The 14104-nt window shown below is 39.8% G+C and carries 14 protein-coding genes; 8 read left to right on the top strand and 6 right to left on the bottom strand.

The window, feature by feature from the left end; translation table 11 throughout:
* Positions 1 to 94: 94 nt before the first annotated feature.
* Positions 95 to 1747 carry a S41 family peptidase gene (locus ACYVFA_RS21920; RefSeq protein WP_460474008.1) on the top strand — a complete coding sequence of 551 codons (1653 nt, stop codon included), beginning with the start codon at positions 95 to 97 and terminating at the stop codon, positions 1745 to 1747.
* Between the two features lie 180 nt (positions 1748 to 1927).
* On the opposite strand, the gene tsaB is transcribed toward ACYVFA_RS21920, so the two are convergent.
* The 5 genes from tsaB to ACYVFA_RS21895 all read right to left on the bottom strand — a co-directional run bounded on the left by tsaB (position 1928) and on the right by ACYVFA_RS21895 (position 6878).
* The gene (gene tsaB, locus ACYVFA_RS21915) at positions 1928 to 2635 is read right to left on the bottom strand and encodes a tRNA threonylcarbamoyladenosine biosynthesis protein TsaB (protein ID WP_460474007.1); all 708 of its coding nucleotides are present in this window, start codon (positions 2633 to 2635) and stop codon (positions 1928 to 1930) included.
* A 73-nt stretch (positions 2636 to 2708) separates the two neighbouring features.
* Entirely contained in the window at positions 2709 to 3956 is a 1248-nt protein-coding gene (locus ACYVFA_RS21910; protein WP_460474006.1) for an ABC transporter permease, read from the bottom strand.
* Positions 3957 to 4392: 436 nt separating this feature from the next.
* A complete protein-coding gene (locus tag ACYVFA_RS21905) occupies positions 4393 to 4542 on the bottom strand; it encodes a hypothetical protein (RefSeq protein ID WP_460474005.1) in 150 nt (49 codons plus the stop codon).
* A 293-nt stretch (positions 4543 to 4835) separates the two neighbouring features.
* Positions 4836 to 5765 carry a hypothetical protein gene (locus tag ACYVFA_RS21900; RefSeq protein ID WP_460474004.1) on the bottom strand — a complete coding sequence of 310 codons (930 nt, stop codon included), beginning with the start codon at positions 5763 to 5765 and terminating at the stop codon, positions 4836 to 4838.
* A 165-nt stretch (positions 5766 to 5930) separates the two neighbouring features.
* A complete protein-coding gene (locus ACYVFA_RS21895) occupies positions 5931 to 6878 on the bottom strand; it encodes a lysostaphin resistance A-like protein (RefSeq protein WP_460474003.1) in 948 nt (315 codons plus the stop codon).
* Between the two features lie 101 nt (positions 6879 to 6979).
* Here ACYVFA_RS21895 and dusB point away from each other — a divergent pair, with 101 nt between their 5' ends.
* The 7 genes from dusB to corA all read left to right on the top strand — a co-directional run bounded on the left by dusB (position 6980) and on the right by corA (position 13614).
* Positions 6980 to 8008 (top strand): tRNA dihydrouridine synthase DusB, encoded by a 1029-nt coding sequence (gene dusB / locus ACYVFA_RS21890; protein WP_460474002.1) that lies wholly within the window; start codon positions 6980 to 6982, stop codon positions 8006 to 8008.
* An 18-nt stretch (positions 8009 to 8026) separates the two neighbouring features.
* Positions 8027 to 8920: a DMT family transporter gene (locus tag ACYVFA_RS21885; RefSeq protein ID WP_460474001.1), complete on the top strand. Its 894-nt coding sequence runs from the start codon at positions 8027 to 8029 to the stop codon at positions 8918 to 8920.
* A 12-nt stretch (positions 8921 to 8932) separates the two neighbouring features.
* Positions 8933 to 9433 carry an acyl-CoA carboxylase biotin carboxyl carrier protein subunit gene (locus ACYVFA_RS21880; protein WP_460474000.1) on the top strand — a complete coding sequence of 167 codons (501 nt, stop codon included), beginning with the start codon at positions 8933 to 8935 and terminating at the stop codon, positions 9431 to 9433.
* Between the two features lie 87 nt (positions 9434 to 9520).
* Positions 9521 to 10237 carry a uridine monophosphate kinase gene (gene pyrH / locus ACYVFA_RS21875; protein WP_460473999.1) on the top strand — a complete coding sequence of 239 codons (717 nt, stop codon included), beginning with the start codon at positions 9521 to 9523 and terminating at the stop codon, positions 10235 to 10237.
* A 169-nt stretch (positions 10238 to 10406) separates the two neighbouring features.
* Positions 10407 to 10967 (top strand): ribosome-recycling factor, encoded by a 561-nt coding sequence (gene frr / locus ACYVFA_RS21870; RefSeq protein WP_460473998.1) that lies wholly within the window; start codon positions 10407 to 10409, stop codon positions 10965 to 10967.
* A 140-nt stretch (positions 10968 to 11107) separates the two neighbouring features.
* Entirely contained in the window at positions 11108 to 12529 is a 1422-nt protein-coding gene (locus tag ACYVFA_RS21865; RefSeq protein WP_460473997.1) for an ATP-dependent DNA helicase, read from the top strand.
* Between the two features lie 2 nt (positions 12530 to 12531).
* Positions 12532 to 13614, top strand: a complete 1083-nt coding sequence (gene corA / locus ACYVFA_RS21860; RefSeq protein WP_460473996.1) for a magnesium and cobalt transport protein CorA — start codon at positions 12532 to 12534, stop codon at positions 13612 to 13614.
* Here corA and ACYVFA_RS21855 read toward each other — a convergent pair.
* Positions 13611 to 14021 carry a globin domain-containing protein gene (locus ACYVFA_RS21855; RefSeq protein ID WP_460473995.1) on the bottom strand — a complete coding sequence of 137 codons (411 nt, stop codon included), beginning with the start codon at positions 14019 to 14021 and terminating at the stop codon, positions 13611 to 13613. The genes corA and ACYVFA_RS21855 overlap by 4 nt on opposite strands.
* Between the last annotated feature and the right edge of the window lie 83 nt (positions 14022 to 14104).

The following is a 14104-nucleotide window of genomic DNA, read 5'->3' as shown; positions in this document are numbered from 1 at the left end:
TGAGATACCTTTTGGAGAAGTTTTTGCGTTAATTTGTAATAGTTCGTTTTTTGAGCCTGTATGAGATAAGAATTTTATAATAAATAGAAAAGAAATGAAACGTATCCGTCAATTTTCCATCATTATTTTGATTATCGTGACTATTCCGTTTGTGGCGTTTAAGTATGATGATCGCTACTTTGAAATAGCAAAGAATCTTGATATTTTCGCTACGATGTTTAAAGAACTGAACGCGTATTATGTAGACGAAATCAATCCGAACAAGGCCATGAGATTGAGTATTGAGTCGATGTTGAAACAACTAGACCCTTATACCAATTTCTTCCCGGAAGATGATATTGAAGACTATATGACCATGGCTACCGGAAAATATAACGGTATTGGCGCCACGGTTTTGCATCAGGATAATAAACATCTGGTAGTGATGATTTATGAAGGCTCGCCTGCTGATAAAGCCGGAATGAAGATTGGTGACGAGGTATTGAAAGTGGATGGTGTAGATGTGGTTTCGCGCAAGGGGGTAGATATGGGGCGCCTGATGAAAGGACAGACCGGAACGACCGTAAAAATGTTGATTAAACGCTATGGACAGAATTCTCCGATAGAATTAACGGTGGGGCGTGATATTGTAAAAACATTAAACGTACCTCATTCAGGAATGATTAATGACGAAGTAGGGTATATTCAGTTGAATGATTTTACAGCTACTGCTGCCAAAGAGGTGAAATCGGCATTCAGTGAATTGAAGGCTGCGGGTATGAAAAAGTTGATTTTCGACCTGAGAGGTAATCCTGGTGGTTTGTTGAATATGTCGGTTGAAATCTGTAATGTGTTCTTGCCAAAAGACCAGTTGATTGTTGAAACCAGAGGTAAAGTGGCTGATTGGAACAAGAAATTTATGTCGATGGAAAACCCGATGGATACTGAGATTCCGATTGTGGTATTGGTAAACAGCATGAGCGCTTCAGCATCTGAAATTGTGAGTGGTACTTTGCAGGATTATGACCGTGCCGTTATCATCGGCCAACGTTCGTTTGGTAAAGGATTGGTACAAACAACCCGCGATTTGACTTATAATACCAAAATGAAAATCACTACGGCTAAATACTATATTCCGAGTGGCCGTTGTATTCAGGCTTTGGATTATAGCCATAGAAACGCGGATGGAAGTGTAGGTAAAGTGCCGGATTCCTTGAAAACAGCTTTCAAAACCAAGAATGGCCGTACGGTTTATGATGGTGGTGGTATTGACCCGGATATTAAAACAGAAGTGCCTCCAATGGCTTCTGTTACAGCTAATCTGATAGCTAAAAATGTGATTTTCGATTATGCCACTAAATATTATTTTGAGCATGTGAATGAAAAGCCACAAGAGAAGTTCTCATTAAAAGATGCTGATTATCAGGATTTTACAAACTGGCTGAAAGCGAGAAGCTTTACTTACTCAACCTCAATGGAGAAAAGTCTGGATAATCTGGAGGCATCAGCCAAAAAAGAAAATAGTCTGGATGCAGTACAAGAAAACCTGAAATCTTTAAGAGAGAAAATCAACCAAAGCAAACAACAGGATTTGATAAAAAACAAAGCCGACATAAAGGAGCAATTGGAAGCAGAGATTTTAAGTCGTTACTATTATCAGAAAGCGATGAAATTCGTTTCATTTGAGCGTGATAAAGAAGTACAAGAGGCTTTGAAATTGTTTAAAGATATGCCTAAGTATCAGACTATTCTGAAAGGAGGAAAATAAAAGAGAAAAAATAGAAACTATCCTGCGTGCCACGGTTATACTTAGACGAGTGTGACCGTGGCACACTTACTTTGGTAGTTAATGAACTTTTTAAATTTAGTAGATAGATTTTTCAGTGCCTAAGCGTGACACGCCCTTTTGCGGACGAGTATAGACGTGCCACACTGGATCCGTGCCATGCTAGTTCTGTTTCTTTGGCGTTGTCGTCATAAACTCCTTCAGGTAATAAGGCTCAAAATCTGCTACATTTTCAAACTGATTGTTTTGAAATGCTTCATAAGCCAGCACACCAATGCCTTTGGCTGATGGATTGATTGTTTGGCTTAGAAATATGGCGTTTGGGTATCTGCCTAAAACTTCCCGGCATTTGGCTGCGCCATCGCCAAAGAAAATGATTTTCTGGTTTTCCAGTATTTCTGCAAATGAGTTTTCATCGATGATTTTAGCTTCGGTAGGAGAAGCTTGCTCTAGATTATCTGTCCGATATAAAGCACAATATACTTCCATGCGTCGGGCATCAAGCATGGGGCATAGGAGAGGGGCTTGGTTTATATAAGCCGACTGCGCTATACTATGTACCTGCCAGGCTAAGGCCTGGAGAGTATTTACAGCCAATAAAGGTTTATCAAGTGTAAAACATAGCCCTTTGGCAGTAGAAACGCCAATGCGCAAACCTGTATAAGAGCCGGGGCCTTTGGCTACGGCAATGGCATCAATCTGCTGGAAATCTAGACCGGAAACTTTTACGACGTGCTGAATTAAGGTAGTGAGCATTCCGGAAGAGGATTTTTCATGGAATAACTCGCTCAAAGCCAATAATTGAGTATCCTGATGGATAGCGGTTGAGCAACCTTTGGTAGAAGTTTCGATACTGAGAATAATAGCCATTACACGATTGAGCAATTTTTTTTGAAAGCGCAAAATTACTCAATCGTGTAAGAAAGTATCGAAAAAATGAAATTTATTTACTTCTGATGGCAATTACCGGGTCTAAACGGGCCGCCTGCCATGCAGGAATGATACCCGAAATAACCCCGATAATACTGGCAATTGTAAGCCCAAAAATGATATTACCATAGCTCAGGACAATATCTAAAGAGCCTAATGGTAAGAAGCTCATCAGGTATACGAGTAAGATACCGAACAAACCTCCGAAAATACACAGGAAGACAGACTCAAATAAAAACTGGAACAGAATAAAGTAGTTTTTGGCACCCAATGATTTCTGAATCCCGATGATATTTGTGCGCTCTTTCACTGATACGAACATGATATTGGCGATGCCAAAGCCCCCAATCAGCAAGGAGAATATTCCGATAAAAAAGCCACTGACACGCAAGGTACCAAATAACTGGCTCAACATGGCTGCCGCAGCTTCCGGACGATTCAATGCGAAATTATCTTCCTGCGATGGTTTTAAACCTCTTTTGGTGCGTAATAAACCAGTGATTTCACCCTCCAGTTCGAAAAGCCCTTCGTCGGCTTCGTATCCTTTAAAAACAATATCGCCCGTTAATTCACCGGAAGAAAAGATTCTTTTATGAGCCAGAAACGGGATAATTACCTTCTGGTCGGGTTCTCCACCGAAATCAGCTATTTGTTTACCCTTTCTTTCCTGCACCCCAATCACCGTAATATTCTGCCCTTTTAGTTTAAATGTTTGTCCGATTGGGTCTTTACCCGGAAACAGTGCATCTGCTATCTCGGCGCCTAGTACGGCCACATTTTTGCCGGATTCAATCTCCTGATTGGCAAAATAACGACCGTTTACAATCGGTACTTCTGTGATTTCATTGAATTCATAGGTAATACCCTGCACCAGCGCATTGATGCTATTGCTTCCTTTACGGCAGGTTATATCGCCTGCAAAATCCATCATGGCTCCTGCTTGCGCATGTTCAAGATTTTCTCTGAGGTATTTAAATTCGTTGTATTTCGGCTCCGGACGCATGAAATATTTCCACCATGGATAATCGCCATTGGAAAACAACCACGGCCATTTTTGTACATAAATTACGTTTGTACCGATAGAGTTAAGGCTATTTTTAATGTTCGATTCAAGGGAGTCTACCATTGTATACACACCAATAATCGAAAATATACCTACGGTTACACCCAAAAGAGACAATATCGTACGAAGCATATTCTCCCGAAGTGCCTGTCCGGCAAACCGGAAACTCTCAAATGCTAAAAAGAAAAATTTTATCATGAATCTGTGATTGAATGATTGCGTATAGGAGCGGATTTCGACAAACGAAAATAAAATTCTTCTGAGGATAAAAAAAATAAAAAGGGCTGATTAGTAGCATTTACTCAACTAGCGGCAAAAAACGAGGATATATGGAGTGGTTTTCTTTTACAGCAGCTACGAAAATATACTTCAAAAAAATGCAACGCTGTTTTTTTGCATGGTTATTTGCCAGAAATAAATTTCAGACAGATAACCATGCAGTATTTTAGATGATGTTATCAGCTAGCGTGCGGGTCGAGTAAATTAACTTTAGGCAAAATTCTTGTATTCTTTTTTGACTTGATTTCGATTGCTTCCATAGATGGTGCAACCCACACCTTTTTAGGGTGGTTAGTTTTTTGTACAGTGCGCATGATTTGTAAAAGATAAGATAGAAAACAAGTTAAAAAAAAACTCATGAAGCCGTTCCATGAGGGTCAAGGAGGTTAATGCCCGGTAAAAATTTAGCCTTAGCTTTTGATTTAATTTCGATAATCTCCATTGAGGGAGTTACCCAAGACTTTTTAGACTGGTTTGGTTTTTGAGCAGAATAAATGGTTTTCACGATGGTAAAATGGATAGGTTAATGAATGATTTTAAATATTAATCAATGAAAAAGATGATGATTTGATTCAGCTGAGAACGCCTTTATTCCAGTCAGTTCACGAATTTTGAAGGATCAGACATTAGGGAAAGCATTAAATCAACAGTTTGTAAATCGGTAAATATGCGTATATCTATTTCAAGGTATAATCTTACAGTTTTCTGATGGAAGAAACAATAGTGCTTAGGAAATTTAATTTGTAGGCTGTATAGTCCGGTTCTATTTCAGTCGGTTTTGGGCATACGTATTCCTGGCTAAGAATTACTTATACTGATTTTATCTAAAACTAATTCAACGAAGCCGGTTAAATCATTGAAGGTGCTATTATCGTCAGGGCGGCTGATTAAACTAACCGGAATTTTATTACATAGTGTACTTAATAATTCGAAATAAGTTTTTTTCAAGCCCATTGCCTCAATATACGGCAAGCGATAGGCGTAATATTGGAGGTGTTTAAATGCTTCAACACCTTGAATAGACTGCATAGAGGTAAGTTCTGAATCTAAAGAAGCATCTTTCTCTAAAATGAAGATATGCTTGATGGGCAGAGCCTGTATATCAAAAGAATCATAAAAAGACTTGCCGTATTTTTCTATTTCAGGTCGAATTCTGTTTTCTTCTTTAATAAAACCGACATCTACCTTATCGAAAGTATCTTTCCAGAGTTTCATGATGGGGTAAGCCGCAAATGCTTTGAGTGTGTCGCCTTCCTGTATGGGCACACATATATCGTCTGAAAAAATACGATAACCCTTAGCCTGTAAAGTAGCAACAGTTGTGGATTTGCCTGCACCCGAATCTCCCATAAACAGGATAATTCCATCAGTATCATAGATCGCCGAAGCGTGCATCGGAATACTCCCTCTCTGATACAAAATAGCTGCCATTGCATTGGAAAGAAAAAAGAGTCTGATACTTTTTTCGTCGGCATTGGGTTCCGGCTCAATAATCACCTCATTGCCATTGGTGGCATAGTAAGAGGCAATATTTTCGATATGCAATAAATATTCGGTAGGAGTTATGAAAATATTATGCTGTTCTTGCTTTACTTTTTCTAAAATCTGTACCGGAATTTTCCCTCGACGAACATTTACGTCAGGAATAACAATGGGAGAAATAACAAATAATTCAGGGAAAAGAATTTCAGTTGCTATGCTCAGGCCATAGGCAAAATAACTATTCATCGATGATTGTAAAGATTAGCAGAAAACGTTTATTTACTCAAAAAACCTTTGGCTATCAGATAGGGGATAATCAACCACAGTAAGCCCTTGATCAAGAAAAAAAAGAAGCCCGCCCAGCCTAATCTCTTAAACCATAATTTAAATTTACTTTGGTTTTCCATAACGTTATGATTGCGATTCAACAGATTTTGATTCCATGTAATTTCTGAACAAAAACATCAAACCAATAGTTGCTACGAGCGAAAAAAGAACAATAGGCATGGGCACGTGGTCTATACTTTCTATGTCGGTCTTTACTATGCCCAGATTATACAGATACATGATAACAACGGCCAGACCATTATTAAAAATATGTGCAGTGATAGGTACCCATATATTGCCTGTCCAATAATATAAATAGCCAAACAAAACACCCAGCATCATGCGGGGCAGAATGCCATAAAACTGAAAGTGAATAGCTGCAAATATAAACCCTGATATCCAGATAGCCAGATGTATATTATTAGTTCCAATAAGCAGTTTACGCATCAATAAGCCTCTGAAAACCAGCTCTTCTCCAATACCTGCAATCACTGCTATCACTAAAAATGCCAGAAGAAACTGCCAGAAAGAAGTATAGGTTGTAAAAAACTTGGTAGCTTTAGCCAGTTGGTCTTCCATGCTTTTTAGCCATGTTTCCAATCCTTTCATGGATTCCGGTAAAACGATATGCTCGTTAATTTCCTGCAACCAGCCATTGAAACCCATAAAAACTACCTGAATCAGGATAATCATAAAAAATATCTGAATCTTTGGTATTGCCTTGAAGTTTAAATCGCTCCACTGCTTTTTTTCAATAATCCGCCAGTATAACCAGGCTGTTCCGATAAATCCCACAAATGAGCCTAAGCCCTGCCCCACAATCATGGCTAACCATCCGTTGGGCATATTAGTGAAATCTCCGCCACTTTCGAGCATCCCTTGCAAAGTTCCCCCCGAGGCTAGCATGACTATAATCTGAATCAGACTTCCTAAGAATAAGAAATTAATCAGAAAAAGACCCAGAATAATCAATATAGAAGAGGCAGCAGGATTTTCCTTGCTTGTGAAATACATCGGGGAATTATTTTTCATATTTACTGTTTAATTTGATATAGCAATTTCTGCTTAAAATTCGGTAAATTTGCAGTAAAATTATTCACTTATTTGTGAATTCACTAATTCAATTTTAGATTTTGGTTAAAATAGGTAATATATCGTTAGGAGAATTTCCGCTTTTGCTGGCACCGATGGAGGATGTCAGTGATCCACCGTTCAGATTAGTCTGCAAAGAAAACGGCGCGGATTTAATGTATACAGAGTTTATCTCGTCAGAAGGCTTGATTCGCCATGCCGCCAAGAGTGTACAAAAACTGGATATTTTTGAGTACGAACGTCCCATTGGCATTCAGCTCTTTGGCAGTGATGTAGAAACCATGGGCGAATGTGCCAGAATTGCCACCAATGCACAACCTGATTTGATTGACATTAATTATGGTTGCCCCGTAAAAAATGTGGCTTGCAGAGGCGCTGGAGCGGCCTTATTGCAGGATATTCCGAAAATGGTAGAAATGACAGCAGCAGTGGTGAATGCAACACACCTGCCTGTAACTGTAAAAACCCGTCTGGGCTGGAATGATGAAACCAAGAATGTAGAAGAAGTAGCCGAGCGTCTGCAAGATGTAGGCATCCAGGCCTTAACTGTGCATGGCCGTACCCGTGCGCAAATGTATAAAGGTGAGGCCGATTGGACATTGATTGCCAAGATTAAGAATAATCCAAGGATAAAAATCCCGATTTTCGGGAATGGTGATATTGATTCGCCTGAAAAAGCTTTGGAATATCGTAATCGTTTCGGCGTAGATGGTATCATGATTGGCCGTGCGGCTATCGGTTATCCGTGGATATTCAACGAAATCAAACATTATTTTGCCACTGGCGAAAAACTCTCAGCCCCAAGTATTGAGCAAAGAGTAGAAGCTGCACGTAAACACCTCACTTTCTCTATCAAATGGAAAGGCGAGCGTTTGGGTATACTGGAAATGCGCCGCCATTACAGCAATTATTTCAAAGGCTTACCGAATTTCAAAGAGCATCGTATGCGATTGGTGCAATCGCTGGATATCAACGAAATCATGGGTATTCTCAACGAAATTCCGGTAATTTTTGAAGGATTTGTATTAGAGAAACAAGTGATTAAAGTAGAATACGCCGGTGTAGATTAATATATTTCCACTTCATCAGTGAATACAACATCAACTACTACTACTACCCAGAATAAAACGATTATTGCCTGGCTATTGCTCTGCCTGTTGGCTACCATGTGGGGTTCGTCGTTTTTAATCATGAAAAAAGCCCTGATTGCCTTTACGCCTGTGCAAATCGGTGCGCTTAGAATCATGTCGGCGGGTTTGGTTTTCCTGCCCTGGCTCATCAGCCGCTGGAAAGAGTATCCTAAAGAAAAGACTAAGTACTTTCTGGCCTCTGGCTTGCTGGGTTATTTTTTGCCGGCCTTTTTATTTGCGCTGGCAGGTACAAGGGTCAATAGCTCATTAGTAGGGGCGCTCAATTCTTCTACGCCGCTTTTTGTATTGATTGTGGGTGCGCTTTTCTTTCAGCAGATAATTAAACGCTGGCAGGCGATTGGTCTCATTTTAGGCTTTGTGGGCAGTATTGTGCTGATTCTTTCGGCCAGTAAAGATGGCTTGTCGTTCAATAATCCTTATGCCTTACTGGTAATCCTTTCTGCCTTGATGTATGGCTTCAATGTAAATATCACTGGTAAATACCTGAAAACCATTAATCCGGTACTTTTGAGTGCCTGGACACTGTGCGGTGTGGCTGTTTTAGCGGGAATTACGCTATTTTCAACAGATTTTGTATCGCGCTTGAATCAGGATGTGATTACCCCATTGATGCTGGTTATTTTGTTGGGTGCAATAAATTCGGGTATTGCTGCTATTATTTTTAATTATATTTTGCAAATTGCATCCCCGGTTTTTGCCTCATCCGTTACTTATCTCATTCCGGTAGTTGCTACCATAATGGGCTTTCTCGACGGCGAGCCGATTTCGTTGTACCATTATTTCGGAATGAGTATTATCTTAGTAGGTGTATATCTGATTAATAAAAAATAAGCTTCTGACTGTATGCTAAAAGCCATTGTCAACGATAAAGAGACGGTAGAAATCTCGGAAGAGAAAGGTGGAGTATTAATCAATAATCAGCCTTTTGTGTGGGATTTGAAAAAGATTTCGGATAAAGACTTTCATATTCTGAAAGATAATCGATCGTATAATGTTGAGGTAGTGGAGGCAAATTATGCCGAGAAAATCTTCAGATTGAAAATTGGTGATAAAATTCATACCGTGAATCTGAAAGACAGAACCGATTTGCTTCTGGAAAAAATGGGCATGAACAGCACTAAATCTGCTAAATTGAACGACCTGAAAGCACCGATGCCCGGCCTGATTTATGAAATGAAAGTAAAGGTAGGCGATGAAGTAAAAAAAGGTGATATTTTGCTGATATTGGTAGCCATGAAGATGGAAAATGCCATAAAAGCCACAGGCGATGGCAAGGTGAAAAGCATTAAGGTAAAAACGGGCGAGACCGTTGAGAAGAATCATATTATTATGGAATTTGAATAGTTCTTATTAGCTACCCTCTTTCAACAAAGAGGGTATTTTTTTGATTGATTGAGACAAATATTTAATTTTACGCCTAAATCATAAACTATGAGCCAACTGAAATACAAACGAATCCTCTTAAAACTTAGTGGAGAAGCCTTAAATGGCGGCGATAAAAGCCAGATTATTAATACTGACATCCTTACGCAATATGCACAGGAAGTGAAAGCTGTAGTAGATGCGGGTTGCGAAGTAGCTATCGTGATTGGCGGTGGAAACATTTTTCGTGGTGCAAGTGCCAACTCAGGTATTGAGCGCGAACAAGGTGATTATATGGGCATGATGGCGACTGTAATCAACGGAATGGCTATTCAGAGTGCCCTGGAGTCTATCGGATTGACTACCCGACTGCTATCGGCTATCAAAGTAGAGCAGGTGGCCGAACCATTTATTCGTCGCCGTGCGATTCGTCACCTTGAAAAAGGCAGAGTCGTGATTCTTGGTGCCGGAACCGGAAATCCTTATTTTTCTACTGATTCAGGTGGTGCTTTAAGAGCCAATGAATTGGGCGTAGATTTATTATTAAAAGGCACAAGCGTTGACGGTGTTTATACTGCAGACCCACGCAAAGACCCAACTGCTACGCGTTATAAGCAAATCAGCTACGACGAAGCCATCAATAAAAATCTGAAAATAATGGACTTAACGGCTTTTGCCCTTTGTAAAGAAAACAAAATGCCAATCGTGGTATTCGACATGAACCAGGCTGGAAACCTGATGAAGGTGGTAACAGGCGAGGATATCGGGACGTTGGTGAGCGAATGAGTCATTGAGTGAATTAGTGAATGAGTGATTAAATTAGAAACTAAATCATCTATAGATTAAGCATATTTTTTATTAAGTAATTTTGTAACGTAAGTGGTTAATAGTATTAGAGTAGAAGTGAAAAATCACTCAATCACTAATTCACTAAATCACTCAATTTAAAAATAATATGGAAGAAATAGATCTTGTAATTGATATGTCGAAAGACACGATGGATCGTGCCCTGAAGCATACACAAATTGAACTTTCAAAAATCAGAGCCGGAAGAGCAAGTACTACCATGCTTGATGGTATTATGGTTGAATATTATGGTGTACCTACGCCGTTGAATCAGGTATCGTCAGTAAGTACACCAGATGCCCGCACCATTTCCATCAAACCTTTTGAGAGAAAATTAATCAATGATATAGAGCGTGCCATTATCAATTCTAACGTAGGACTTTCTCCTGCAAACGATGGTGAGGTTATCCGTTTGAATGTGCCACCATTGACAGAAGAACGTCGCCGTGATTTAGTGAAAAGGGTGAAAGGTGAAATTGAAGTGGCTCGTGTGAATATCCGTAAGGTACGTCAGGAAGCCAACGAAGAATTGAAGAAAATTCAGAAAGATGGCGGCTCGGAAGATGAAGTGAAAAAGGCAGAGGAGCGAGTACAGAAACTGACTGATAGCTATATCCAGAAAGCAGAGCAATTGATGGCTGAGAAGGAAAAAGACATCATGAGCGTGTAAACTGATTAAGAGTTTTGTTATACATGAGAAGCCTGCCTGTTGGTAGGCTTTTTTGTTGGCTTTTTGAGATTTAATTTACCCAAAAATACAAATACACCAATCATCTATTTATTTTTGTATAAAATAACGTGTCTTTGTCCATGAATCTCGATCCGGAAATTAAGCCCTCTGAAAGATTATTAAAAAAATTCCCTTTTACTCCCACACCCGGACAAGCCAAGTTGTTTGAACTGATGAACGAGTTTATTCTGGATGAAGAAAAATTCAGAGATGTTTTCTTGCTCAAAGGCTATGCAGGTACCGGGAAAACCACTTTTATCAATACATTAATCAAGGTTCTGAGAGAGTTTGGCTATAAAGCTGTGCTGATGGCACCCACCGGGCGAGCCGCCAAGGTGATGTCTGGCTATGCAAAAAAGAGTGCTTTTACTATCCATAAAAAAATCTATCGGCAGGTTGAAAACACTTATACGGGTACACTGGTTTTTGAACGTATGAAAAACAATAGCGAGGGTACGGTATATATTGTGGATGAAGCCTCGATGATTTCGGACGAAAGAGATTTTGGTACCAATAGCCTTTTGCACGATTTATTAGATTATGTATTTGAACAGGATACCAATAAACTCCTGCTGATTGGCGATGAAGCCCAGTTACCACCCGTAAAAATGGCAGTAAGCCCTGCCTTAAATGCAGAACATCTGAAAAATCGGTATCATACAGACCTGACTGAGCATTGTCTGACAGAGGTTATGCGTCAGGAACAGGAATCTGGTATATTGAGCAATGCTACTGAGCTGAGAAAGCAGATTGATATTGAAAATCCGGCTATCAGGTTACGAACCGGGGGTTTTAAGGATTTCTATAGAATGGGTGGAGATAGGCTGGAGGATGGTTTGAGATATGCTTATGAGAAATACGGCCGGGAAAATACCACCATTATCACCCGCTCAAACAAGACGGCAGTGCAATATAACCGGTATATCAGAAACACCATCAATTATTCGGAAAGTGAGATTGAAAATGGCGATATGCTGATGGTAGTCCGGAATAATTATACGATTCTGGGAGAAGATTCGAAAGCAGGTTTTATTGCCAACGGTGATTTCGTAGAAGTTGTAAAACTACGCAAAGAGGAAGAATTACATGGGTTCAGGTTTGTGAATGCAACCCTGAAATTAGTCGATTATCCTGATGAACCGGAGTTTGATTCAAAACTGATTCTGAATACCTTATATTCCAATGCTCCGACTCTCACACCGGAAGAAAACAAGGCTTTGTATGAAAGCGTAATGAAGGATTATTTCTGGGTAAAATCGAAGCGCGAGCGGCAGGAAATGCTGAAAGCAGACCCTTATCTGAATGCCTTGCAGGTGAAGTTTGCCTATGCGCTTACGTGCCATAAATCGCAGGGGGGGCAGTGGGATGCAGTTTTTGTTGATCAGGGCTATCTGCCTGATGCACAGATAGATAATGATTTTATCCGCTGGCTTTACACGGCCATCACGCGTGGAGTAAAGCAGGTTTTTTTAGTTAATTTCAATAAAGATTTCTTTGAATAGTCATGGGGAAAAATCGTAGAAAACACGGCAATTATAAGGAGAAAAAGGCATTTACTTCGCCAGGAACATTGGCGTATGTAGGGAAAGAAGTAGCTGAAAGTACGCTTATTAAATTGGTGGAGTTTAACGAGCAGTTTTACCGTGAAAAAACAATTAAGGACTTAAGCAATTGTAAGCCAGCCCTCAAAGAAAACGAGGTGCTCTGGCTGGATGTTGAAGGGATACATGAAGTGCCGGTAATAGCTGCTGTTGGCAATCATTACCATCTGCATCCGCTGGTTCAGGAGGATATTTTAAATACAGAACAAAAACCTAAACTGGAACACTTTGGTGATAAACATCTGTTTACAGTGTTGAAAATGTTACAGTTCAACCCCGAACTAAACCAGTTTGAATCTGAACACGTGGCCTTGATTCTGGGCGAAAATTATGTCTTAACTTTTCAGGAAGTGCATAAGTCTGATGTTTTTGCACCGATTTTTGCACGGTTGAATGCTTCGATAGGGAAGACCCGCAAGGGCAAGGCCGATTATCTCTATTATTCTTTCTGTGATTTGATTGTCGATAATTATTTCGTTGTGCTGGAGAAATTCGGAGAGAAACTAGAGGAGCTGGAAATAAAAATTGTTGATAAACCCGAAGCCGATGACCAGTCACTTCTGTATCGGTTCAAAAGAGAATTAATGACGATACGCAAGGTAACTATTCCATTAAGAGATATGTTTGGCACGCTTATCCGGGAAGATTCTCCACTCATTCTGTCATCAACCAATATCTATCTCCGCGACGTCTACGACCATATTCTCCAGATATTGGATACTATTGAGACCTATCGCGAAATGATTGAAAATATCCAGAATATCTACCTCACGAGCCTCAGCAATAAGATGAACTCGGTAATGAAAACGTTGACCGTTTTCACGGCTATATTTATGCCTCTTACGTTTATTGCTGGTATCTATGGTATGAACTTCGACAATATGCCGGAACTGCATCACCATTATGGCTATTTTTATACGCTGGGTATCATGGCGATAATAACTATTATTCTCTGGATATATTTCAGGTGGAAGAAATATATCTAATCATTTCCTACATCTATCATGGCATCTGTCAAGGTAGCGTAGCAGGCTGCCCAGGCAGCTTCAACTTTCGGATTCCAGTCTTTGCCTAAACCTTTACTGATTGACCATAGCAAAGCTTTGCCTACATCTTCATAATGTTTAGGCTTTACGCCATAGCCTACGTGCCTTTTGGCTAATTGTCTGATATCTTCACTTACCTCATTCAGCCGGTCTAATCGGCTCACAATCAGGTCGAGCATATCAATCAATTTTTTTGCCTGTACTTCTTTTGGAACATTAAACATTTTACGCAACGAGGGCTCTTTCAGAAACAATCGGCTATAAAATACGTCTCCCAGCAAGGTGGCATCAACCCCTTGTAAACTTCTCCATGTATTTCTGATAATCTTTACTTGCTCGCTTGTCATACACCGCAGTTTTTTACCAAAGTTCTGTTTTTTCAAATTCTAATCCTAATCAAACTCAGTGAGTCAGCCGAAATCAGGATTGA

The organism is Emticicia fontis (assembly GCF_054779675.1).
Note: the sequence above shows the minus strand (reverse complement) of the source record. Positions and strands in the feature narration are given on the sequence as shown.